Source organism: Mycolicibacter icosiumassiliensis (assembly GCF_900078685.2).
Taxonomy (GTDB): domain Bacteria; phylum Actinomycetota; class Actinomycetes; order Mycobacteriales; family Mycobacteriaceae; genus Mycobacterium; species Mycobacterium icosiumassiliensis.
This window is the reverse complement of record NZ_LT546166.1, coordinates 3,471,177-3,493,238: the sequence shown is the minus strand read 5'-3', so window position 1 is coordinate 3,493,238 and position 22,062 is coordinate 3,471,177. Positions and strand designations below refer to the sequence as shown.

Below are 22,062 nucleotides of genomic sequence, written 5' to 3'. Positions count from 1 at the left end.
GTGCCGGGGCCGCCGCCTCGGCCGGGGCGGCCTCCGCCGAGGCCTCGACGGGCGCCGTTTCCTCTTCCGGCTCGGGGTCGGTGTCGGTGGCAAACAGCACCGCGGCATCCCGCTCAGCGTTGAGCACTTCCACCGTGCTGTGGGCGAACTCGGGCAACTTGAGTGTGTTGGTGGCCAACCCGGCGACCGTCGGGGCGGTCTTCACCCCGATCTCGACAAACCGCTCCACGCCCAACCCGCCGGCAGCCTGCTCGATGAACAGCAGGTCCTGGGTCTCGATCCAGCGCACCGGGCTGGCGAACTGCCAAGCCAGCAACTCGATGACGATCTTCCGGCACAGCTCGGCGGGCTTCTCGTTACGCCAGGTGTCGTAGTCGGCCAGCACCTCATCGAGGGGCTCGGCCGGCACCAGGTCGCGAATCTCCTGGATGAACTCCCGGTCCAGGGTGAACGGCTTGGGCACCAGGTTGGGGATGTAGCGGCCGACGATCAGCGCCGGGTCCTGGCCGCGCGGCATGACCCGCTCCAGCGAACGCCGGAAGTCGTCCACACCGATACGCAATACGCTCGAGTGGAACGGCACGTCAATGCCGGGCACCAGGATGAACGAGCGCTTACCACCGCTGATCTCGCGGCGCCGCTCGACCTCGGCCTCCAGGGCCTCCAGACCGGCCACCGTGCCGGCGATCGCGTACTGCGAGCCGCGCAGGTTGAAGTTGACGATCTGCAGGAATTCCCCGGTGCGCTCGGAGATTTCGGCGACGAACGCGGTGACATCGGCATCGTCGAGGTCGATCTGCGACGGCCGGATGGCGGCCAGCCGGTAGTTGGACCGTCCCATGGCGTCACGCGGCACGATGTCGTGCATCTTCGAGCCGCGGTGGAACACCACCTCCAGCAGCGCTTCCAGCTCGTAGACGCCGCTGACGCAGGCCAGCGCGGTGTACTCGCCGACGGAGTGACCGCAGGCGATCGCTCCTTCGACGAAGGCGCCCTGCTCGCGCATCTCGGCGACCTGCGCGGCCGCCACGGTAGCCATCGCCACCTGAGTGAACTGCGTCAGGTACAGCACGCCGTCGGGGTGCTGGTAGTGCACGCCGGAGGCGATCAGGCTGGTCGGGTTGTCGCGCACCACGTGCAGCACCGAGAAGCCCAGGGTGTCGCGGGTGAACTTGTCCGCGGAGTCCCAGACCTTGCGAGCGGCCTTGGAGCGGGCCCGAACCTCCATGCCCATGCCCTTGTGCTGGATGCCCTGACCCGGGAACGCGTAGACGGTCTTGGGGGCGGTCAGCCGGGCGGTCGCCGACATCACCAGGTCGGAGCCGATCCGCGCGCTGATCTCCAGAACCTCTGCACCCAGGTCGATTCCGACCCGGTCCACCCGGAAGTCGACATCATCGCCGGGCTTGACCATGCCCAGGAACCGCGCCGTCCAGCCGACCAGCCGCGCCGGCGGGCGGGCCTGTCCATCGGTAGCGGTCACCACATGCTGGGCCGCGGCCGAGAGCCACATGCCGTGCACGATCGGCGATTCCAGGCCGGCCAGCAGTGCCGCGGCCCGGTCGGTGTGAATCGGGTTGTAGTCACCCGAGACCGCCGCGAACGGCCGCATGTCCACTGGCGCGGTCACGGTGACGTCGCGCCGACGGCGGCGCGGCGTGTCGGTGGCGTTGTCGGAGACCGCGCCGCCGGCCCGGACCGGGTCGGTCAGTTCCGCGGCGCCGGTGCGCCCGCGGATCGCGAAGCGCTCCTCCAGGGTGGCCAGCACGGTGCCGTCGGCCGCGGCGACCGTGACGGACACCGGGACGACGCGGCCGACCTCGGTGTCGGTGGCCGCGGACGCCGTTGCGGTGACGGTCAATTCGGCCGGCTCAGCCGGCAAAGCGGCCAGCAGCTGCGCCGCGTGGTCCAGGTGCACCAGGGACAGCAGACCCTCAACAACCGGGAACCCGGCGTCGGTGGTGGCCGAGCCGATGGCGGCGAACACCGCCGGCCAGCATCGGCCGACCAGTGCGTCGGGCACGGTGGACAGTCCCGGCGCCAGCGGTGCGCCGAACGTTGCGGTCACTCCGGTGTGGTCGGCGACCTGCTCGGGGTTCCATTCCACGGTGACGGTGGCCGTGCCGTCGTGCACCGGCGGCAGGGCCTGCGGGCCGTCGACACCGGCGGCGATGGCCAGCACCGCGCGCATCGCGGCGGCGGCGTCCTCGGTGGACACCAGCGGGGTGGCTCCGTCGACGACGGCTGCCGGCAGGGTGAAACGAATGTTGATCCACACACCGGACAGCGGCACGCTGAGCACGACGTTCGAATCCGAGGCGACTTCTAGACGAGCCCCGGTCGACGGGTGGGTAGCAGTGCGGTTCTCGTGCACCTGCCACTCGGCGGGGTCGGCGATCCGGTGCACCGGGTTGGTGGCAGTGCGACCGGCCCACAGCACGTCGGGGGCATCGAGCAGCACGGCCAGCGGGCCGGTGACGTCGGTGCGGCCCTGACGGCGCGCAGTGACCGGAGTGGGTTCCACCCCGGTGGCGAGCACCTGGTCGACTGCCGCCTGTTCGAAGCGGTCCAGCAGCTCGCCGACCGGCTCGTCGACCCGGGTGATGCCCGCGACGGCGGTGATGCCCGGAATGATGCAGACCTGCTCGGCGGAGTAGCGAGCGTCGTGCGCCTGCCACAGCGAGTCACTGCGCCACCAGCGGCGCACGTCCTTGTCGATCACCGGTACGAAGTTGACCGGCTTGCCCGGCGTCTTGCAGAGCTGGTTAAAGAACGGCGCGTCGGCCGGGTGCAGGCGAACCGTCTCGGCCTCCGGGTAGCGGGCCAACAGCGCGGCGATGGCCTCGTCGGGGCGCTCCAGGATCGATCCTTCGGCCTCGGTGAACAGCGTCTCGATCGGCCCGGACTCGAGCTCGTTGAGCCGCGCCTCGGCGCGCTGCAGCATCGAACCGAACCGCTCCCGCCAGGTGTCGGCCAGCCACGGACTGTCCGGTGAGGCGGTGTCCGCGGTCGAGTCGCCCGCGCCGATGGCCAGTTCCACGTAGCGGCGCAGCCACTGCGCGTACGTCATCTCGGTGACATCACCGAAGTAGGGCTTGGCGGTGTCGGCCAGCGCGGCGATGATCTCGTCGCGGCGTGCTGCGACGGCCTCGCCGTCACCGGCGACCTCGTCGAGCAGCCGGCCGCACCGTGAGGCGACGTTGTCGATCTCGTGGATGTCGGCGCCGAGCTGGCTGCGCGAGGAAGCCATGCCGCCCTGGGCTTTTCCGGCGCCGATCCAGTGGTCGGTGCCCTTGGTGTCGACCAGCATCTGCTTCACGGCCGGCGACGTGGTGGCCTCCAGGGTGGCCATCGCCGCGGTACCGACCAGGATGCCGTCAACGGGCATCAACGGGAAGCCGTGCTGCTGCGACCACCGGCCGGACAGGTACTCGGCGGCCTGCTCGGGAGTGCCGATTCCACCGCCGACGCACAGCGTGATGTTGGGCTGCGAGCGCAGCTCGGAGTAGGTCGCCAGCAGCAGGTCGTCGAGGTCTTCCCAGGAGTGGTGGCCACCGGCGCGGCCACCCTCGACGTGCGCGATCACCGGCGTGGTGGGGACCTCGGCGGCGATACGGATCACCGACCGGATCTGCTCGACGGTGCCGGGCTTGAACACCACGTGGCTGATGCCGGATTCGTTGAGCTCGGCGATCAGCTCGACGGCCTCTTCCAGCTCGGGGATGCCGGCACTGACCACCAGCCCGTCGAACGGGGCGCCGGACTGACGTGCCTTCTGCACCAACCGCTTTCCGCCGACCTGCAGCTTCCACAGATAGGGGTCCAGGAACAGCGAGTTGAACTGGACGGTGCGACCCGGCTCGAGCAGCGTGGTGAGTTCGGCAACCCGGTCGTTGAAGATCTCCTCGGTGACCTGCCCACCGCCGGCCAGCTCAGACCAGTGCCCGGCGTTGGCGGCCGCGGCGACGATCTTGGCGTCGACGGTGGTCGGCGTCATGCCGGCCAGCAGGATCGGTGAGCGGCCGGTCAGCCGGGTGAACTTGGTGTCGAGCTTGACCCGGCCGTCGGGCAGCGCGACCACCGACGGGGCGTAACTCGTCCACGGACGGGCGACCTCCGGGACGGCGCCGATGGTGAACAGGTTGCGCTGACCACCACGGGTGGCCACCGGCACGATCCCGACGCCCAGGCCGCGGATCACCGGCGCGGTCAGCCGGGTCAGGATGTCGCCGGGGCCCAGATCCAGAATCCAGCGGGCACCCGCCTCATGCAGCGCGGTGACCTCGTCGACCCAGTCGACCTGCCTCACCAAGATCCATTCGGCCAGCCGGCGAGTCAGCTCCACATCAAGGCCCACCTTGGCGGCCCACTGCGCAACGATCTCGACTCCATCGGACAGCCGCGGCGAGTGGAAACCGACCTCCACCTGCACCGGCTCGAAGACCGGAGCGAAGACCGCGCCGCCACGCAGCTTGTTCTTGCGCTCGGCGGACTCTTTCTCGGCGATCTGATCGCAGTACAGCTCGAAGCGCGACAGCTGCTCAGGGGTCCCGGTGATCACCACCGCGCGCCGACCGTTGCGGATGGACAGCACCGGCGGAAGCACCGTGCGCACGTCTTGGGCGAACTCGTCCAACAGTTGCCGGATGCGCTCCGGGTCGACATTGGTGACCGACACCATCGGCGGGCGGTCCCCCAGGATCGAAATGCCGCGACGACGGGCCACCAGGGTTCCGGCCGCACCCACCAGCTGGGCGATCGCGAGCAGCTGCACGTCGTTGGCGCCGCCGGCCTTCAGCGATTCGACGGCAAGGACGCCCTGCGAGTGCCCGGCAGCGGCTACCGGCGGAGTGGTCGACAGGTCCAGCCCCTGGCGCTGCAGCGCCCGCATCGCAGCGATCTGGGTCAACAGGACACCTGGCACCGACACCGCGGCCGAGGTCAGCTGCTTGGCCGACGGGATCGGGTCCTCGGCCGCCAGCGCCCGCACCCATTGCAGCGGCTCGAAGCCGATGGGCCGCACCACCACAAGTTCCTTGGCGATCGGCTCGAGGAGCAGATCAGCCTCACCGGCCAAGGTGGCCAGTTCCGTCTCGATGCCGGCCGAAGACACCAGCTCCTCGAGCGACTCCAACCAGGCACTGCCCTGTCCACCGAAGGCGACCGCGTACGGCTCGCCGTCCGTCAACCGATCCACCAGAGCGGAGGAGGCACTGACGAACCGCCCCGAGCCTGCACCCTCGGCGGAAACCCGGTCGTGTTCGTGGATCGTCACGTTATATATCTCCCCTGCCCTGGTTAACGTCGCGTCGTCATCGACGCCCGCCGGGATAGCCGGCCTAACTGCGGGTTCTCGCGTGTTCGCGGCCGCGCTTCAGCCGTAAGAGTGTCATAAGAACCTGTGCCGTTTCCGCAGCAAATTGGTTACTGATGAGTTCTACGCTCGGGTAACCCAGCCCCCGATATCACGGGGCTCGACGACGGTTGGAACGATCCGGGACAAACGTCCTGCATGCGTGGGGTTACGGTCGAGTAGCCATAACAACGCAGATCAAGGCTGCATTGTTACCTAATCGTTATGTTTGAATCAGCCAGGCCAACTGGCTTTGGCGACGCCCAAGGCTCCAAGGTCGAACGAGTGCGGCGAACCCCGCCCTGGGCGGCCTGATCCGGCGTCAGTTTGCTGGACGGGCCACGCCCCGCGCTCCCGTCAGACCCACTGACCGAACTGGGGCGCCAGGATCTCGTTAATGTCCACACCAACGCCGCCGACAGTGCGCCTATCGATCTCCACCTGATGCAGGTTGGCCGCCGGATGCGCGATTCCGCCGGGTGAACCGAAATTGTGTTGCCAGAAGCACGAGCCCAGACCGTCCTGCAGCGCCCACTCGATGGTCTTGGAGTTGGCGTACACGCCGGTGCGCTCCGGCCCGATCACCGACTGCCATCCCCGCAGGTAAGGAGCGACCTGCTCGGTGTACTGCTCGTAGGACGGGTTGTCGTCGATAGAGGCGTAGATCGGAGCACTGTCCGGGCCGCCGGCCGCCGTGTGCAACTGTGCGCCACGTTTGGCGTGGTCCACACCGGCGTCCTGGCCACCCAGCCAGTCTGCGGTCGCCTGCTTGCCGAACTGGTAGCAGGAGACGACCGTGAGTCCGTTGTCCTGCAGCTCACGCGCCTCGGCCAACTGAATCGGCTTGCCGAGCATCCAGTCAGCGCCCGGCCGACGGTCCGACACATAGCGGATAGCTCCCGCAGCACCGGACGCCTTGATCGCATCGGCAGGCAAGACCCCGGCCGAATAGTCCAGCAGAATACCCAGCGGCGCCGCCTCGGCGACCGCAGCGAGCAGCGCCGAAACGCCGGCACCCAGGCCCGCCGCCGCGGGCACCGCCGCGGCGAGTTTGAACACGTCGCGCCGTGAAATCATCACGCGACACAGACTAAGACAGACTTCGGTGCGGTTTTGGCCGGTCACCGGCGAAAACCACGCCGAATTCGTGTGCGACCATAGCCGGTGTCCTGCAGAAGACAGACAAGGTAGGCGGCAATTGCGTCCCTGGATCGTGTGGGGCACCGGCCTGCTGTCCTATTTGGTGGCCGTGCTGGACCGGACCACCTTCGGGGTATCGGGTCTGGACGCCGCCGAACGCTTCCACGCCGGCCCCAGCACGCTGTCGTCGTTCGTGATCGTGCAGCTGATCGTCTACGCCGCCATGCAGATTCCGGCCGGCGTGCTGTTGGACCGCTTCGGCCCCCGGGTGATGATCGCCACCGGCGTCACGGTGCTCTCCGCCGCCCAACTCACGCTCTCGCTGACCCATTCGCTTCCCACCGCGGTCGGCGCGTACGGCGTCATCGGCCTGGGCGACTCGTTCATCTTCATCTCGGTCATCCGACTGCTGCCCAATTGGTTTGAACCCAAGCGTGTTCCGCTACTCACCCAGCTGACCGGCATCTGCGGCCAATTCGGGCAGTTCCTCTCGGCGGTGCCGTTCCTGGCAATTCTGCTGCACGGGGGTTGGACGGCCGCCTACCTCTCGGCGGCAGGGCTGGGCCTGTTCGCGGGCATGCTGACACTGGCGGTCACCCGCGACGCCCCGCCGGGGACGCCGGCCGCCGCGCACGCGCGGAGCTTTGGTGACGCGTTCGGTGAGATCAAAACGGTGTGGTCGCGGCCCGGGACCAAGGCCGGTTTCTTCACCCACATGGGCAATGCGTTCTCGCCCGGCGTGTTCGCCTTGATGTGGGGGGTGCCGTACCTGACTACCGCGCAAGGCCTTTCGCGCGGTATGGCGGGTGCGGCGCTGACGCTGTCGGTGCTGCCCTTCATCGTGGTGGGACTGCTGGTCGGAACCATCTCAGGGCGCTGGCCGGGGCACCGGTCGCGCGTGGCGCTGACCATGATGGCGCTGATCGCGTTGACCTGGACGGTGCTGTTGGCGCTGCCGCGCCCCGCGCCGCACTGGTTGTTGGTGGTGCTGATCCTGGTGATCTCGGCGGGCCAGCCGGTGTCGATGCTGGCCTTCGACTTCGCCCGCACCTACAACCCGCCGGCCGGCTTGGGCACCGCGCAAGGCATGGTCAACACCGGCGGCTTCATCGCCACCCTGCTCGTCATGCAGGCGATGGGGGTGGTTATCGCGATGAGCGGCGGCTATTCATTCGAGGCGTTCCGGCTGGCCTGGACGCTGCAGTACATCGTCTGGGTGGTGGCCGCCGTCGGCGTGGTGATCTACGCACGGAAAGCCCGCGACTCCGAGACGTTCGGCGAAACACCCATGCCGGTGGCCGTGTCCGAGCACTGAGCGGTTCAGGGCGTCAACGCATACGGGTCCGGCAACTGCGGGCAGTAAGCGTGCCGAGCGGCGTTGATGATGGCGTGCGCCTCGTCGGGTGACACTTCCAGATTCGCGATGACCGAGACCGGCACCAGCCGGGGCGAATCGCTCAGCGCCACGCAGACCGCGTGGCCCTCTTGCACCATCAGACTGCGCAGCGACTCGCATTTGATGCTGCCGCAGATCTGCTTGTCGTAGTCGGGATGTAGCCCCTGTTGCTGCAGTTCGTCGAAGAACACCTGGTCCTCATTGCTGGGATCAGCCGATGCCGCGGGAACAGGCCCCACGACGACGCAGGCCAGCAGCGCACTGAACACCGCTGTGATGATCCGTCGGTTCATAGTGCTGCACCAATCCAGTGGGGGCCAAGACGTCCATTTTGGCACCGACGAGCCCTGGCGACATGGGGTTATCGATGCGAAATTTGTGCGGGCGGAGGGACTCGAACCCTCACGCTCTTTCGAGCACGGGCACCTAAAGCCCGCGCGGCTGCCGATTACGCCACGCCCGCGAGGTCACTCAGTCTAGCCAGCCTGTAGAACGACGAACGTGTCGGTGGTGCCTCCTACCCTGTCACCAAACCGGGAGGCCAACGTATGCGGTCAGCCGCCGAGTTCAGTACCGTGCAGCGGCTAATTGCGTCTGGGATGAATGACTGCGCGATTTCCCGACAAACGGGGATCCCCCGTACCACGATTTGCGGATGGCGGCGCCGCCCACCGACCATGCGAACACGCGACAGCCGCTGCAACCACGACTTCACTTCCTTACCGGCGGCAGCGTACAGCTACCTCCTGGGCCTTTACCTCGGCGACGGATGCATTTCGAAACACCCCCGAGCATGGCGTCTTCGGATCGTCCTCGACGCAAAGTACCCTGGGATCATTGACCGCTGTTGCGAGGCGATCAACACCGTAATGCCCGGACAGCACGCAGCTGTCCTGCATTGCGTCAGCAAGTGCGTCGAAGTATCGCTCTACTCAACCCACTGGCCCTGCCTTTTCCCCCAGCACGGCCCCGGCAAGAAGCATCACCGGCCGATCCGGCTGGAAGCGTGGCAACAAGCGCTCGTCGAGCAGGCGACCGAGGAGTTCATTCGCGGCCTTATCGATAGCGACGGCTGCCGGACGGTGGCCAATGACCGCGGTGTGCGAAGCGTCCGTTACCACTTCTCCAACCGCTCCGACGATATCCGCGGCCTGTTCTGCGCGGCGCTGGATCGTCTCGGGATTCCGTGGACGCAGAACAGCACCTACCAGATCGCCGTCTATCGCAAAGCCGCAACGGCGCGACTCGACGAGTTCGTCGGCCCGAAGGCCTGACGGCGTTCCTAACCTGGCGCGGTACCGTCATGGGGTGTCCACTACACGGCGTCGGAGACCTGCACTGGTTGTGCTGGTGATCGTCGCCGCCAGTGCGTGCCTGGGGCTGGGCTGGTGGCAGTGGACCCGGTTCCAAGAGGTCAACGGCACCTTCCAGAATCTCGGCTACGCGCTGCAGTGGCCGCTGTTCGCCTGGTTCTGCGTGTACGCCTACCGCAAATTCGTCCGCTACGAAGAAGAGCCGCCGGAGCTGCGCCCTGCGGACACGGTGACCGAGATACCGGCTGGACTGCTGCCCGAGCGGCCCGCGGCCGCCGCCCCCACCGATGACCCCGCGATGCGGGAGTACAACGCCTACCTGGCCGAGCTCTCCGAGAACGCCCGACAGAACAGGAACACCGCATGACCGACCCCCCCGCCCACGCCGCGCCCGCCGAGAAGATCCGCAGTGCGCTGCTGCCCTACCGGGTGATGGCGTGGACGACCGGTGTCTGGCTGATCGCCCTGTGCTACGAGATCGTGGTGCGCTACGTGGTCAAGGTGGACAACCCGCCGACCTGGATCGGCGTGGTGCACGGCTGGGTGTACTTCGCCTACCTGCTGGCCACTTTCAACCTGGCGGTCAAGGTCCGCTGGCCGCTCGGCAAGACCATCGGGGTGCTGCTCTCGGGCACCATTCCCCTGCTGGGCATCATCGTCGAACACTTCCAGTCCCGAAACATCAAGGCCCAGTTCAACCTCTGACGCCCCCGCGGCGTCGTTACGCCAGCGAGCGCAGCGCCGGCAGCAGCAACTCCAGCGCACGGCCGCGGTGCGATGCGGCGTCCTTCTCCGCCGGGCTCAACCGCGCTGCGGTGCGGTCGTCTTCCGCCGGGACAAACACCGGGTCGTAGCCGAATCCGCCCTCGCCGCGGGGTTCTCGAGCGATGCTGCCCGCCCACTCGCCGCGCACCACCACTTCGTGCTCGACTCCGGGGCCCCATACCAGCGCGCACGCCGACACGAACGCCGCACCGCGCCGCTCGTCGGGCACGTCGCGCAGCTGACCCAGCAACAGCGCGGTGTTGGCTGCGTCGTCGCCGTGACTGCCTGACCAGCGCGCCGACAGCACCCCGGGCATACCGTTGAGCGCCGCAACGGTCAGGCCCGAATCATCTGCGACGCAAGGCAATCCGGTCGCCGCGTAGCCGTCACGCGCTTTAGCCAAGGCGTTCTCCTCGAACGTCGCCGCGGTCTCCGGCGCTTCGGGATACGGCGGCACCTCATCGAGCGAGACCAGCTGCACACCCGAGACTCCGGCGTGCTCCAGCACCCGGCTCAGCTCGGCCAGCTTCTTGCGATTGCGGCTCGCGACCAGCAGTTGCGTCACCGGGGCGGTCAGCTGCCGAACGCCTTCTTCGGTGCCGGCCCCTCCGGCAGCACCCCCGGATACGGCAGCGCCAGTGCTTCGCGCTGCACCACGAACAGCTTCTCGCAGGCAGCCAGCGCCGCGTCGAGCATCTTGTCCAAGGTCGAACGCGGGAACGTCGCACCCTCGCCGGTGCCTTGGATCTCCACCAGTGTTCCGGTGTCGGTGGCAACCACGTTCATGTCGACCTCCGCGCGCGAGTCCTCCTCATAGGGGAGGTCGACGCGGACCCGGCCGTCGACCACACCGACGCTGACGGCGGAGATTGCGCACGAGATCGGGCGGGGGTCCGACAACTTGCCGGCGGCCGACAGGTAGGTGACCGCATCGGCCAGCGCCACATAGGCGCCGGTGATCGCCGCGGTGCGGGTACCGCCGTCAGCCTGCAGTACGTCGCAGTCGATCGCGATGGTGTTCTCCCCCAGCGCCGCCAGGTCGATACAGGCACGCAGCGAGCGACCCACCAGCCGGCTGATCTCCTGGGTCCGCCCACCGACGCGGCCCTTGACCGATTCGCGGTCCGAGCGGGTGTGGGTAGCGGCGGGCAGCATGGCGTATTCGGCGGTCAGCCAACCGCGACCGGAGCCCTTCCGCCAGCGCGGAACGCCCTCGGTGACGCTGGCCGTGCACATGACCCGGGTGTTGCCGAACTCGACCAGAACCGATCCGGCCGGGTTGACGGTGAAGCCGCGGGTGATGACGACCGGGCGCAGCTCGTCGTCGAGGCGACCGTCTTCTCGTTTGGACACGCGGATAACCCTAGCGGGTCAGATCAGGACCGCTTGATGTCGAACGACTCGTCGCACACCACGGCGTGCACCGGACCGTCGAACTCCGCCTTGGCCTCCCCGATTACGTCCTCGCGCGAGGTCCAGGGCGGGATGTGGGTCAACAGCAGTTGTCCGACACCCGCGGCCGCGGCGATGCGCCCAGCCTCGGTGCCGGACAGGTGCAGGTTGGGCGGGCGGTTGGCCTCATGGGTCCAGGACGCCTCGCACAAGAACACGTCGGCGCCGCGCGCCAACTCGATCACCGCATCGCAGAAGCCGGTGTCCGCGCTGTAAACCAGCGTCGCGCCGGACGGATCGGTGATCCGCATCCCGTACGACTCGGTCGGATGCGACACCAGCCCGGGCTGCACACTCAGCGTCCCGAACGTGACCGGCTCACCGTCCACCCAGGCTCGGACGTCGAAGATGTCGGTGATGTCGTCGATCTCGCCGCCGTAGGGCGACGACGCCGCGCCTATCCGCGACCAGGTGTCACTGGGCCCATAAAGCAGGCCCTTGTCGAACGGCTTGAGCGCCACCGACGGGTGGTAACGGCGCCAGACGAACAAGCCCGGCAGATCCAGGCAGTGGTCGGCATGCAAGTGCGACAACAGCACATGCACCGACCCCGGATCGACATGGCGCTGCAGGGCGCCGAGCACCCCACCACCGAAGTCGATTACCAGCGGCGGCGAGTCCGGCGCCTGCAGCAGGTATCCCGATGCCGGCGAGTCCGGACCCACCACACTGCCGGAGCAGCCCAGCACGGTCAGTCGCACGTTCCCTACTGTGCCATGTTCGCCGCGACCATGACGAAGACACCGGCGCTTTGCTCACGATTCGTCATCGAAATCACCGGCTAGGGCATCGGGGCGTGGCGGTGGACGGACCCGACGCCGGTGATGGTCGGTCCCAAAAATCGGGTGGCCAGGTCAGCAAACGCCTCCGGATCACCGGTGGCCTCGAAGACCCGCGTTGCCGGGGCAGCCTCATGTGGCCGCAGCAAGTCGCGTTCGGTGAGCACCCGCAACAGTTCCTTGGCGGTCTCTTCGGCGCTGGACACCAGCGTCACCTGCTCACCCATCGCGAGCTGGATCAATCCGGACAACAGCGGGTAATGCGTGCAGCCCAACACCAGGGTGTCGACCCCGGCGCGTTGCAGTGGCTCCAGATACCCCTCGGCCAGTCCCAACACCTGCCGGCCACTGGTGATCCCGCGCTCGACGAAGTCGACAAAGCGTGGGCAGGCCACCGCGGTGATCTCGGTGTCACGGGCGGCGGCGAACGCATCCTGGTAGGCGTGACTGGCGATGGTCGCCTGGGTCCCGATCACCCCGATGCGGCCGTTGCGGGTGGTTGCTACCGCCCGGCGCACCGCCGGCAGGATCACCTCGATGACCGGTACGTCGTAGCGTTCCCGCGCATCGCGCAGGCACGCCGCCGATGCGGTGTTGCAGGCGATCACCAACGCCTTGATGCCGCGCGCGACCAGGTCGTCCCCGATGGCCAGGGCGTGCGCCCGGACCTCGGGGATGCTCAGCGGGCCGTAGGGGCCGTTGCCGGTGTCGCCGACGTAGATGATGTCCTCGTCGGGCAACTGGTCGATGATCGATCGGGCCACGGTCAGCCCGCCGACACCGGAGTCGAAGATTCCGATCGGGCTCACGCGGCCGCCCCCCGCCGACGCTTCCGGGCCTTACGTTCGGGACCCGCCAGCCAATAGGCGGCCAGCACCCCGGCGAGCGCCCCGCACAGGTGGCCCTGCCAGGACACCCCACCGCACACGTTCAACACCGGTACCGCTCCCCACAGAATGCCGCCGTAGAGGAACAGCACCACGACCCCGACTAGGATCTGCCAGATCCGCCGGGTGAACCACCCGAACACCACCAGGAAGGCCAGCCAGCCGAAGATCAGGCCGGAGGCACCGATGTGGTCGGTCGGCCCGCACGATGACCCGACGTTGCCGATCAACCATGTCCCCAGTCCCCCGACAATCCAGATGATCGCGGTGGCCAGCACAAACCGGGACAGCCCGGTCAACGTCAACAAGAAGCCCAGCACCAGCGCGGGGCCGGTGTTGGCCAGCAGATGCGCCCAGTTCGCGTGCAGCAGCGGGGCGAACAGCACCCCCCACAGGCCGTCGGTCTCCAGCGGCCGGATGCCGTTGTGGTCCCACCGGTGTCCGCCGACCTGATCCACGGCTTCGACCAGGTAGAGCAGCCCGACGAACGCGATGATGGTGGCCCCGCCGGTGCGCCAGAGGGATTTCTCCTCCGGCCGCGATGCGGGCGCCGTCCCATCGTGGGAAATCATGCCCACCTCACGGCTTTTCCGCGAGGCCAGTGGGCCGGTCGGCGAATGCCCCCGGCACTGTGCCCTGGTAGGTCGGGATTCCGGCCACCGGATCAGCAGACAGCAACCCCGACAGCATCGCCCGGGCCAGACAGTCCGCCGCAGCGGCGCCGACCGCGGCGATCAGGCCCGTCTCGGGGGACATCGCGGCCGGTGTTCCCGGCAGCGGCGGAACCTTGACGGTGCCGGTCGCCAACGCGAAAACCGTGTCGCCATCCACCGGGGTGTGCGAGGGCCGGATGGTGCGGGCCAGCCCGTCCTGGGCGGCGATCGCCACCCGGCGGCAGCCGGCCGGGCTGAGCGCGGCGTCGGTGGCCACCACGGCGATGGTGGTGTTGAGCGCCAGGGTTTTGGGCTCCAGGCCGGCCAGTATCGCCAGCTGCTCAGATGGCGGCGCCGTCAGACCGAACTCTTCGATGAGCAAGGTCGACCAGGGCAACCCGGTGGTGGGGTCGATGAGTTCGCCGGTGGGGTTCACCACCACGATCGCGCCCACGGTGACCACGTCGTCGCCCAAATCCAGTGTCGTCGACGCGGTGCCCACCCCGCCCTTGAAGACTCCGGCACGTGCCCCGGCGCCGGCGCCGGGGCACGTGCCGGAGTCTTCAAGGGCGGGGTGGGCACCGCGTCGACGACACTGGATTTGGGCGACGACGTGGTCACCGTGGGCGCGATCGTGGTGGTGAACCCCACCGGCGAACTCATCGACCCCACCACCGGGTTGCCCTGGTCGACCTTGCTCATCGAAGAGTTCGGTCTGACGGCGCCGCCATCTGAGCAGCTGGCGATACTGGCCGGCCTGGAGCCCAAAACCCTGGCGCTCAACACCACCATCGCCGTGGTGGCCACCGACGCCGCGCTCAGCCCGGCCGGCTGCCGTCGGGTGGCGATCGCCGCCCAGGACGGGCTGGCCCGCACCATCCGGCCCTCGCACACCCCGGTGGATGGCGACACGGTTTTCGCGTTGGCGACCGGCACCGTCGAGGTTCCGCCGCTGCCGGGAACACCGGCCGCGATGTCCCCCGAGACGGGCCTGATCGCCGCGGTCGGCGCCGCTGCGGCGGACTGTCTGGCCCGGGCGATGCTGTCGGGGTTGCTGTCTGCTGATCCGGTGGCCGGAATCCCGACCTACCAGGGCACAGTGCCGGGGGCATTCGCCGACCGGCCCACTGGCCTCGCGGAAAAGCCGTGAGGTGGGCATGATTTCCCACGATGGGACGGCGCCCGCATCGCGGCCGGAGGAGAAATCCCTCTGGCGCACCGGCGGGGCCACCATCATCGCGTTCGTCGGGCTGCTCTACCTGGTCGAAGCCGTGGATCAGGTCGGCGGACACCGGTGGGACCACAACGGCATCCGGCCGCTGGAGACCGACGGCCTGTGGGGGGTGCTGTTCGCCCCGCTGCTGCACGCGAACTGGGCGCATCTGCTGGCCAACACCGGCCCCGCGCTGGTGCTGGGCTTCTTGTTGACGTTGACCGGGCTGTCCCGGTTTGTGCTGGCCACCGCGATCATCTGGATTGTCGGGGGACTGGGGACATGGTTGATCGGCAACGTCGGGTCATCGTGCGGGCCGACCGACCACATCGGTGCCTCCGGCCTGATCTTCGGCTGGCTGGCCTTCCTGGTGGTGTTCGGGTGGTTCACCCGGCGGATCTGGCAGATCCTAGTCGGGGTCGTGGTGCTGTTCCTCTACGGCGGCATTCTGTGGGGAGCGGTACCGGTGTTGAACGTGTGCGGTGGGGTGTCCTGGCAGGGCCACCTGTGCGGGGCGCTCGCCGGGGTGCTGGCCGCCTATTGGCTGGCGGGTCCCGAACGTAAGGCCCGGAAGCGTCGGCGGGGGGCGGCCGCGTGAGCCCGATCGGAATCTTCGACTCCGGTGTCGGCGGGCTGACCGTGGCCCGATCGATCATCGACCAGTTGCCCGACGAGGACATCATCTACGTCGGCGACACCGGCAACGGCCCCTACGGCCCGCTGAGCATCCCCGAGGTCCGGGCGCACGCCCTGGCCATCGGGGACGACCTGGTCGCGCGCGGCATCAAGGCGTTGGTGATCGCCTGCAACACCGCATCGGCGGCGTGCCTGCGCGATGCGCGGGAACGCTACGACGTACCGGTCATCGAGGTGATCCTGCCGGCGGTGCGCCGGGCGGTAGCAACCACCCGCAACGGCCGCATCGGGGTGATCGGGACCCAGGCGACCATCGCCAGTCACGCCTACCAGGATGCGTTCGCCGCCGCCCGTGACACCGAGATCACCGCGGTGGCCTGCCCACGCTTTGTCGACTTCGTCGAGCGCGGGATCACCAGTGGCCGGCAGGTGTTGGGACTGGCCGAGGGGTATCTGGAGCCACTGCAACGCGCCGGGGTCGACACCCTGGTGTTGGGCTGCACGCATTACCCGCTGTTGTCCGGATTGATCCAGCTCGCGATGGGTGAGCAGGTGACGCTGGTGTCCAGCGCCGAAGAGACCGCCAAGGAACTGTTGCGGGTGCTCACCGAACGCGACTTGCTGCGGCCACATGAGGCTGCCCCGGCAACGCGGGTCTTCGAGGCCACCGGTGATCCGGAGGCGTTTGCTGACCTGGCCACCCGATTTTTGGGACCGACCATCACCGGCGTCGGGTCCGTCCACCGCCACGCCCCGATGCCCTAGCCGGTGATTTCGATGACGAATCGTGAGCAAAGCGCCGGTGTCTTCGTCATGGTCGCGGCGAACATGGCACAGTAGGGAACGTGCGACTGACCGTGCTGGGCTGCTCCGGCAGTGTGGTGGGTCCGGACTCGCCGGCATCGGGATACCTGCTGCAGGCGCCGGACTCGCCGCCGCTGGTAATCGACTTCGGTGGTGGGGTGCTCGGCGCCCTGCAGCGCCATGTCGATCCGGGGTCGGTGCATGTGCTGTTGTCGCACTTGCATGCCGACCACTGCCTGGATCTGCCGGGCTTGTTCGTCTGGCGCCGTTACCACCCGTCGGTGGCGCTCAAGCCGTTCGACAAGGGCCTGCTTTATGGGCCCAGTGACACCTGGTCGCGGATAGGCGCGGCGTCGTCGCCCTACGGCGGCGAGATCGACGACATCACCGACATCTTCGACGTCCGAGCCTGGGTGGACGGTGAGCCGGTCACGTTCGGGACGCTGAGTGTGCAGCCCGGGCTGGTGTCGCATCCGACCGAGTCGTACGGGATGCGGATCACCGATCCGTCCGGCGCGACGCTGGTTTACAGCGCGGACACCGGCTTCTGCGATGCGGTGATCGAGTTGGCGCGCGGCGCCGACGTGTTCTTGTGCGAGGCGTCCTGGACCCATGAGGCCAACCGCCCGCCCAACCTGCACCTGTCCGGCACCGAGGCTGGGCGCATCGCCGCGGCCGCGGGTGTCGGACAACTGCTGTTGACCCACATCCCGCCCTGGACCTCGCGCGAGGACGTAATCGGGGAGGCCAAGGCGGAGTTCGACGGTCCGGTGCACGCCGTGGTGTGCGACGAGTCGTTCGACATCAAGCGGTCCTGATCTGACCCGCTAGGGTTATCCGCGTGTCCAAACGAGAAGACGGTCGCCTCGACGACGAGCTGCGCCCGGTCGTCATCACCCGCGGCTTCACCGTCAACCCGGCCGGATCGGTTCTGGTCGAGTTCGGCAACACCCGGGTCATGTGCACGGCCAGCGTCACCGAGGGCGTTCCGCGCTGGCGGAAGGGCTCCGGTCGCGGTTGGCTGACCGCCGAATACGCCATGCTGCCCGCCGCTACCCACACCCGCTCGGACCGCGAATCGGTCAAGGGCCGCGTCGGTGGGCGGACCCAGGAGATCAGCCGGCTGGTGGGTCGCTCGCTGCGTGCCTGTATCGACCTGGCGGCGCTGGGGGAGAACACCATCGCGATCGACTGCGACGTACTGCAGGCTGACGGCGGTACCCGCACCGCGGCGATCACCGGCGCCTATGTGGCGCTGGCCGATGCGGTCACCTACCTGTCGGCCGCCGGCAAGTTGTCGGACCCCCGCCCGATCTCGTGCGCAATCTCCGCCGTCAGCGTCGGTGTGGTCGACGGCCGGGTCCGCGTCGACCTCCCCTATGAGGAGGACTCGCGCGCGGAGGTCGACATGAACGTGGTTGCCACCGACACCGGAACACTGGTGGAGATCCAAGGCACCGGCGAGGGTGCGACGTTCCCGCGTTCGACCTTGGACAAGATGCTCGACGCGGCGCTGGCTGCCTGCGAGAAGCTGTTCGTGGTGCAGCGCGAAGCACTGGCGCTGCCGTATCCGGGGGTGCTGCCGGAGGGGCCGGCACCGAAGAAGGCGTTCGGCAGCTGACCGCCCCGGTGACGCAACTGCTGGTCGCGAGCCGCAATCGCAAGAAGCTGGCCGAGCTGAGCCGGGTGCTGGAGCACGCCGGAGTCTCGGGTGTGCAGCTGGTCTCGCTCGATGAGGTGCCGCCGTATCCCGAAGCGCCGGAGACCGCGGCGACGTTCGAGGAGAACGCCTTGGCTAAAGCGCGTGACGGCTACGCGGCGACCGGATTGCCTTGCGTCGCAGATGATTCGGGCCTGACCGTTGCGGCGCTCAACGGTATGCCCGGGGTGCTGTCGGCGCGCTGGTCAGGCAGTCACGGCGACGACGCAGCCAACACCGCGCTGTTGCTGGGTCAGCTGCGCGACGTGCCCGACGAGCGGCGCGGTGCGGCGTTCGTGTCGGCGTGCGCGCTGGTATGGGGCCCCGGAGTCGAGCACGAAGTGGTGGTGCGCGGCGAGTGGGCGGGCAGCATCGCTCGAGAACCCCGCGGCGAGGGCGGATTCGGCTACGACCCGGTGTTTGTCCCGGCGGAAGACGACCGCACCGCAGCGCAGTTGAGCCCGGCGGAGAAGGACGCCGCATCGCACCGCGGCCGTGCGCTGGAGTTGCTGCTGCCGGCGCTGCGCTCGCTGGCGTAACGACGCCGCGGGGGCGTCAGAGGTTGAACTGGGCCTTGATGTTTCGGGACTGGAAGTGTTCGACGATGATGCCCAGCAGGGGAATGGTGCCCGAGAGCAGCACCCCGATGGTCTTGCCGAGCGGCCAGCGGACCTTGACCGCCAGGTTGAAAGTGGCCAGCAGGTAGGCGAAGTACACCCAGCCGTGCACCACGCCGATCCAGGTCGGCGGGTTGTCCACCTTGACCACGTAGCGCACCACGATCTCGTAGCACAGGGCGATCAGCCAGACACCGGTCGTCCACGCCATCACCCGGTAGGGCAGCAGCGCACTGCGGATCTTCTCGGCGGGCGCGGCGTGGGCGGGGGGGTCGGTCATGCGGTGTTCCTGTTCTGTCGGGCGTTCTCGGAGAGCTCGGCCAGGTAGGCGTTGTACTCCCGCATCGCGGGGTCATCGGTGGGGGCGGCGGCCGCGGGCCGCTCGGGCAGCAGTCCAGCCGGTATCTCGGTCACCGTGTCCGCAGGGCGCAGCTCCGGCGGCTCTTCTTCGTAGCGGACGAATTTGCGGTAGGCGTACACGCAGAACCAGGCGAACAGCGGCCACTGCAGCGCGTAGCCGAGATTCTGGAAGGTGCCGTTGACCTCTTGGAACCGGGTCCACTGCCACCAGCCCAGCCCCAGGCACGCACTGGCGGCGACGATCACCAGCACAACCAGTGCAGGTCTCCGACGCCGTGTAGTGGACACCCCATGACGGTACCGCGCCAGGTTAGGAACGCCGTCAGGCCTTCGGGCCGACGAACTCGTCGAGTCGCGCCGTTGCGGCTTTGCGATAGACGGCGATCTGGTAGGTGCTGTTCTGCGTCCACGGAATCCCGAGACGATCCAGCGCCGCGCAGAACAGGCCGCGGATATCGTCGGAGCGGTTGGAGAAGTGGTAACGGACGCTTCGCACACCGCGGTCATTGGCCACCGTCCGGCAGCCGTCGCTATCGATAAGGCCGCGAATGAACTCCTCGGTCGCCTGCTCGACGAGCGCTTGTTGCCACGCTTCCAGCCGGATCGGCCGGTGATGCTTCTTGCCGGGGCCGTGCTGGGGGAAAAGGCAGGGCCAGTGGGTTGAGTAGAGCGATACTTCGACGCACTTGCTGACGCAATGCAGGACAGCTGCGTGCTGTCCGGGCATTACGGTGTTGATCGCCTCGCAACAGCGGTCAATGATCCCAGGGTACTTTGCGTCGAGGACGATCCGAAGACGCCATGCTCGGGGGTGTTTCGAAATGCATCCGTCGCCGAGGTAAAGGCCCAGGAGGTAGCTGTACGCTGCCGCCGGTAAGGAAGTGAAGTCGTGGTTGCAGCGGCTGTCGCGTGTTCGCATGGTCGGTGGGCGGCGCCGCCATCCGCAAATCGTGGTACGGGGGATCCCCGTTTGTCGGGAAATCGCGCAGTCATTCATCCCAGACGCAATTAGCCGCTGCACGGTACTGAACTCGGCGGCTGACCGCATACGTTGGCCTCCCGGTTTGGTGACAGGGTAGGAGGCACCACCGACACGTTCGTCGTTCTACAGGCTGGCTAGACTGAGTGACCTCGCGGGCGTGGCGTAATCGGCAGCCGCGCGGGCTTTAGGTGCCCGTGCTCGAAAGAGCGTGAGGGTTCGAGTCCCTCCGCCCGCACAAATTTCGCATCGATAACCCCATGTCGCCAGGGCTCGTCGGTGCCAAAATGGACGTCTTGGCCCCCACTGGATTGGTGCAGCACTATGAACCGACGGATCATCACAGCGGTGTTCAGTGCGCTGCTGGCCTGCGTCGTCGTGGGGCCTGTTCCCGCGGCATCGGCTGATCCCAGCAATGAGGACCAGGTGTTCTTCGACGAACTGCAGCAACAGGGGCTACATCCCGACTACGACAAGCAGATCTGCGGCAGCATCAAATGCGAGTCGCTGCGCAGTCTGATGGTGCAAGAGGGCCACGCGGTCTGCGTGGCGCTGAGCGATTCGCCCCGGCTGGTGCCGGTCTCGGTCATCGCGAATCTGGAAGTGTCACCCGACGAGGCGCACGCCATCATCAACGCCGCTCGGCACGCTTACTGCCCGCAGTTGCCGGACCCGTATGCGTTGACGCCCTGAACCGCTCAGTGCTCGGACACGGCCACCGGCATGGGTGTTTCGCCGAACGTCTCGGAGTCGCGGGCTTTCCGTGCGTAGATCACCACGCCGACGGCGGCCACCACCCAGACGATGTACTGCAGCGTCCAGGCCAGCCGGAACGCCTCGAATGAATAGCCGCCGCTCATCGCGATAACCACCCCCATCGCCTGCATGACGAGCAGGGTGGCGATGAAGCCGCCGGTGTTGACCATGCCTTGCGCGGTGCCCAAGCCGGCCGGCGGGTTGTAGGTGCGGGCGAAGTCGAAGGCCAGCATCGACACCGGCTGGCCCGCCGAGATCACCAGGATCAGCACCACCAACAACCAGTGCGGCGCGGGGCGCGGCAGCGCCAACAGCACCGTCCAGGTCAACGCGATCAGCGCCATCATGGTCAGCGCCACGCGCGACCGGTGCCCCGGCCAGCGCCCTGAGATGGTTCCGACCAGCAGTCCCACCACGATGAAGGGCAGCACCGACAGCGTCAGCGCCGCACCCGCCATACCGCGCGAAAGGCCTTGCGCGGTAGTCAGGTACGGCACCCCCCACATCAAGGCGAACACGCCGGGCGAGAACGCATTGCCCATGTGGGTGAAGAAACCGGCCTTGGTCCCGGGCCGCGACCACACCGTTTTGATCTCACCGAACGCGTCACCAAAGCTCCGCGCGTGCGCGGCGGCCGGCGTCCCCGGCGGGGCGTCGCGGGTGACCGCCAGTGTCAGCATGCCCGCGAACAGGCCCAGCCCTGCCGCCGAGAGGTAGGCGGCCGTCCAACCCCCGTGCAGCAGAATTGCCAGGAACGGCACCGCCGAGAGGAACTGCCCGAATTGGCCGCAGATGCCGGTCAGCTGGGTGAGTAGCGGAACACGCTTGGGTTCAAACCAATTGGGCAGCAGTCGGATGACCGAGATGAAGATGAACGAGTCGCCCAGGCCGATGACGCCGTACGCGCCGACCGCGGTGGGAAGCGAATGGGTCAGCGAGAGCGTGAGTTGGGCGGCGGAGAGCACCGTGACGCCGGTGGCGATCATCACCCGGGGGCCGAAGCGGTCCAACAGCACGCCGGCCGGAATCTGCATGGCGGCGTAGACGATCAGCTGCACGATCACGAACGACGACAGCGTGCTGGGGCCGGCGTGGAAGCGTTCGGCGGCGTCCAGACCCGATACCCCGAAGGTGGTCCGGTCCAGCACGGCCACCAAATAGGACAGCAGGCCGGTGCCCCACACGATCCAGGGACGCAATTGCCGCCTACCTTGTCTGTCTTCTGCAGGACACCGGCTATGGTCGCACACGAATTCGGCG

Annotated in this window: 23 protein-coding genes, 2 tRNA genes and 1 pseudogene; 12 read left to right on the top strand and 14 right to left on the bottom strand. The window is 67.9% G+C overall.

Translation table 11 applies throughout. From position 1 onward, the window contains the following. Window positions 1–5,275 (bottom strand): fatty acid synthase subunit beta domain-containing protein (locus BN4346_RS40640; protein WP_154677662.1); only part of this gene is annotated, 5,275 nt, incomplete at its 3' end. A gap of 435 nt (window positions 5,276–5,710) precedes the next feature. Beyond that, window positions 5,711–6,433, bottom strand: a complete 723-nt coding sequence (locus BN4346_RS40635) for a DUF1906 domain-containing protein (protein ID WP_096867567.1) — start codon at window positions 6,431–6,433, stop codon at window positions 5,711–5,713. Window positions 6,434–6,551: 118 nt separating this feature from the next. Between BN4346_RS40635 and BN4346_RS40630 the strand changes: the two genes are divergently transcribed. After that, window positions 6,552–7,808, top strand: a complete 1,257-nt coding sequence (locus BN4346_RS40630; protein WP_078058749.1) for an MFS transporter — start codon at window positions 6,552–6,554, stop codon at window positions 7,806–7,808. 5 nt (window positions 7,809–7,813) lie between these two features. On the opposite strand, the gene BN4346_RS40625 is transcribed toward BN4346_RS40630, so the two are convergent. Both BN4346_RS40625 and BN4346_RS40620 read right to left on the bottom strand, forming a co-directional pair. After that, the gene (locus BN4346_RS40625) at window positions 7,814–8,182 is read right to left on the bottom strand and encodes a DUF732 domain-containing protein (RefSeq protein WP_067974992.1); all 369 of its coding nucleotides are present in this window, start codon (window positions 8,180–8,182) and stop codon (window positions 7,814–7,816) included. 86 nt (window positions 8,183–8,268) lie between these two features. Beyond that, window positions 8,269–8,352, bottom strand: a tRNA-Leu gene (locus BN4346_RS40620). 406 nt (window positions 8,353–8,758) lie between these two features. On the opposite strand from BN4346_RS40620, the gene BN4346_RS49160 reads away from it, so the two are divergent. Genes BN4346_RS49160 through BN4346_RS40605 form a run of 3 tightly spaced genes read left to right on the top strand, consistent with a single transcriptional unit; the run spans window position 8,759 to window position 9,907 of the window. Then, complete coding sequence (locus tag BN4346_RS49160) at window positions 8,759–9,163, top strand: LAGLIDADG family homing endonuclease (RefSeq protein WP_235653681.1); 405 nt, start codon at window positions 8,759–8,761, stop codon at window positions 9,161–9,163. A gap of 34 nt (window positions 9,164–9,197) precedes the next feature. Further along, a complete protein-coding gene (locus BN4346_RS40610; RefSeq protein ID WP_208863256.1) occupies window positions 9,198–9,569 on the top strand; it encodes a hypothetical protein in 372 nt (123 codons plus the stop codon). Then, window positions 9,566–9,907, top strand: a complete 342-nt coding sequence (locus BN4346_RS40605; protein WP_067974999.1) for a DUF3817 domain-containing protein — start codon at window positions 9,566–9,568, stop codon at window positions 9,905–9,907. Before BN4346_RS40610 ends, BN4346_RS40605 begins: the two co-directional genes overlap by 4 nt. Before the next feature lie 16 nt (window positions 9,908–9,923). On the opposite strand, the gene rdgB (BN4346_RS40600) is transcribed toward BN4346_RS40605, so the two are convergent. The 6 genes from rdgB (BN4346_RS40600) to BN4346_RS40575 form a co-directional block, all read right to left on the bottom strand. Further along, the gene (gene rdgB, locus BN4346_RS40600; protein WP_208863299.1) at window positions 9,924–10,544 is read right to left on the bottom strand and encodes an RdgB/HAM1 family non-canonical purine NTP pyrophosphatase; all 621 of its coding nucleotides are present in this window, start codon (window positions 10,542–10,544) and stop codon (window positions 9,924–9,926) included. Further along, window positions 10,541–11,320 (bottom strand): ribonuclease PH, encoded by a 780-nt coding sequence (gene rph, locus BN4346_RS40595; RefSeq protein ID WP_067975012.1) that lies wholly within the window; start codon window positions 11,318–11,320, stop codon window positions 10,541–10,543. The genes rdgB (BN4346_RS40600) and rph (BN4346_RS40595) overlap by 4 nt, the downstream gene beginning before the upstream one ends. Window positions 11,321–11,343: 23 nt before the next feature. Continuing rightward, on the bottom strand, window positions 11,344–12,120 hold the full coding sequence (locus BN4346_RS40590) for a cyclic nucleotide-degrading phosphodiesterase (RefSeq protein WP_067975014.1): 777 nt from the start codon (window positions 12,118–12,120) through the stop codon (window positions 11,344–11,346). Between the two features lie 80 nt (window positions 12,121–12,200). Further along, complete coding sequence (gene murI, locus BN4346_RS40585; protein ID WP_067975017.1) at window positions 12,201–13,007, bottom strand: glutamate racemase; 807 nt, start codon at window positions 13,005–13,007, stop codon at window positions 12,201–12,203. Continuing rightward, complete coding sequence (locus tag BN4346_RS40580) at window positions 13,004–13,657, bottom strand: rhomboid family intramembrane serine protease (protein WP_067975080.1); 654 nt, start codon at window positions 13,655–13,657, stop codon at window positions 13,004–13,006. Before BN4346_RS40580 ends, murI (BN4346_RS40585) begins: the two co-directional genes overlap by 4 nt. A gap of 7 nt (window positions 13,658–13,664) precedes the next feature. After that, window positions 13,665–14,240 carry a P1 family peptidase gene (locus BN4346_RS40575; RefSeq protein WP_407695105.1) on the bottom strand — a complete coding sequence of 192 codons (576 nt, stop codon included), beginning with the start codon at window positions 14,238–14,240 and terminating at the stop codon, window positions 13,665–13,667. Between the two features lie 30 nt (window positions 14,241–14,270). Here BN4346_RS40575 and BN4346_RS40570 point away from each other — a divergent pair. The 6 genes and pseudogenes from BN4346_RS40570 to rdgB (BN4346_RS40545) all read left to right on the top strand — a co-directional run. After that, a pseudogene (locus tag BN4346_RS40570) lies at window positions 14,271–14,888 on the top strand (P1 family peptidase); the annotation flags it as partial. A gap of 7 nt (window positions 14,889–14,895) precedes the next feature. After that, window positions 14,896–15,549: a rhomboid family intramembrane serine protease gene (locus BN4346_RS40565; protein ID WP_067975080.1), complete on the top strand. Its 654-nt coding sequence runs from the start codon at window positions 14,896–14,898 to the stop codon at window positions 15,547–15,549. Continuing rightward, entirely contained in the window at window positions 15,546–16,352 is an 807-nt protein-coding gene (gene murI, locus BN4346_RS40560) for a glutamate racemase (protein ID WP_067975017.1), read from the top strand. Before BN4346_RS40565 ends, murI (BN4346_RS40560) begins: the two co-directional genes overlap by 4 nt. An 80-nt stretch (window positions 16,353–16,432) precedes the next feature. Further along, window positions 16,433–17,209 (top strand): cyclic nucleotide-degrading phosphodiesterase, encoded by a 777-nt coding sequence (locus BN4346_RS40555; RefSeq protein WP_067975014.1) that lies wholly within the window; start codon window positions 16,433–16,435, stop codon window positions 17,207–17,209. A 23-nt stretch (window positions 17,210–17,232) separates the two neighbouring features. Continuing rightward, window positions 17,233–18,012 (top strand): ribonuclease PH, encoded by a 780-nt coding sequence (rph, locus tag BN4346_RS40550; protein WP_067975012.1) that lies wholly within the window; start codon window positions 17,233–17,235, stop codon window positions 18,010–18,012. Next, entirely contained in the window at window positions 18,009–18,629 is a 621-nt protein-coding gene (gene rdgB / locus BN4346_RS40545; protein WP_208863298.1) for an RdgB/HAM1 family non-canonical purine NTP pyrophosphatase, read from the top strand. The genes rph (BN4346_RS40550) and rdgB (BN4346_RS40545) overlap by 4 nt, the downstream gene beginning before the upstream one ends. Before the next feature lie 16 nt (window positions 18,630–18,645). Here rdgB (BN4346_RS40545) and BN4346_RS40540 read toward each other — a convergent pair whose 3' ends face one another. The 3 genes from BN4346_RS40540 to BN4346_RS49155 are packed head-to-tail and all read right to left on the bottom strand — an operon-like array spanning window position 18,646 to window position 19,794. Beyond that, entirely contained in the window at window positions 18,646–18,987 is a 342-nt protein-coding gene (locus BN4346_RS40540) for a DUF3817 domain-containing protein (RefSeq protein ID WP_067974999.1), read from the bottom strand. Continuing rightward, window positions 18,984–19,355, bottom strand: coding sequence for a hypothetical protein (locus BN4346_RS40535; RefSeq protein WP_208863256.1), 372 nt, complete (start codon window positions 19,353–19,355; stop codon window positions 18,984–18,986). The genes BN4346_RS40540 and BN4346_RS40535 overlap by 4 nt, the downstream gene beginning before the upstream one ends. A gap of 34 nt (window positions 19,356–19,389) precedes the next feature. Beyond that, the gene (locus BN4346_RS49155) at window positions 19,390–19,794 is read right to left on the bottom strand and encodes an LAGLIDADG family homing endonuclease (protein WP_235653681.1); all 405 of its coding nucleotides are present in this window, start codon (window positions 19,792–19,794) and stop codon (window positions 19,390–19,392) included. A gap of 406 nt (window positions 19,795–20,200) precedes the next feature. Between BN4346_RS49155 and BN4346_RS40525 the strand changes: the two genes are divergently transcribed. After that, a tRNA-Leu gene (locus BN4346_RS40525) sits at window positions 20,201–20,284 on the top strand. An 86-nt stretch (window positions 20,285–20,370) separates the two neighbouring features. Continuing rightward, window positions 20,371–20,739 (top strand): DUF732 domain-containing protein, encoded by a 369-nt coding sequence (locus BN4346_RS40520; protein WP_067974992.1) that lies wholly within the window; start codon window positions 20,371–20,373, stop codon window positions 20,737–20,739. Window positions 20,740–20,744: 5 nt separating this feature from the next. Here the strand turns inward: BN4346_RS40520 and BN4346_RS40515 are convergent, their stop codons facing one another. Beyond that, a complete protein-coding gene (locus BN4346_RS40515) occupies window positions 20,745–22,001 on the bottom strand; it encodes an MFS transporter (RefSeq protein ID WP_078058749.1) in 1,257 nt (418 codons plus the stop codon). Between the last annotated feature and the right edge of the window lie 61 nt (window positions 22,002–22,062).

Excerpts from the sequence above, each read along its gene's own strand:
- BN4346_RS40540 (WP_067974999.1), bottom strand. The coding sequence starts at position 18,987 with ATGACCGACCCCCCCGCCCACGCCGCGCCCGCCGAGAAGATCCGCAGT.
- BN4346_RS40580 (WP_067975080.1), bottom strand. The coding sequence starts at position 13,657 with ATGATTTCCCACGATGGGACGGCGCCCGCATCGCGGCCGGAGGAGAAA.
- BN4346_RS40520 (WP_067974992.1), top strand. The coding sequence starts at position 20,371 with ATGAACCGACGGATCATCACAGCGGTGTTCAGTGCGCTGCTGGCCTGC.
- BN4346_RS40565 (WP_067975080.1), top strand. The coding sequence starts at position 14,896 with ATGATTTCCCACGATGGGACGGCGCCCGCATCGCGGCCGGAGGAGAAA.
- BN4346_RS40605 (WP_067974999.1), top strand. The coding sequence starts at position 9,566 with ATGACCGACCCCCCCGCCCACGCCGCGCCCGCCGAGAAGATCCGCAGT.
- BN4346_RS49155 (WP_235653681.1), bottom strand. The coding sequence starts at position 19,794 with ATGCCCGGACAGCACGCAGCTGTCCTGCATTGCGTCAGCAAGTGCGTC.
- BN4346_RS49160 (WP_235653681.1), top strand. The coding sequence starts at position 8,759 with ATGCCCGGACAGCACGCAGCTGTCCTGCATTGCGTCAGCAAGTGCGTC.
- BN4346_RS40625 (WP_067974992.1), bottom strand. The coding sequence starts at position 8,182 with ATGAACCGACGGATCATCACAGCGGTGTTCAGTGCGCTGCTGGCCTGC.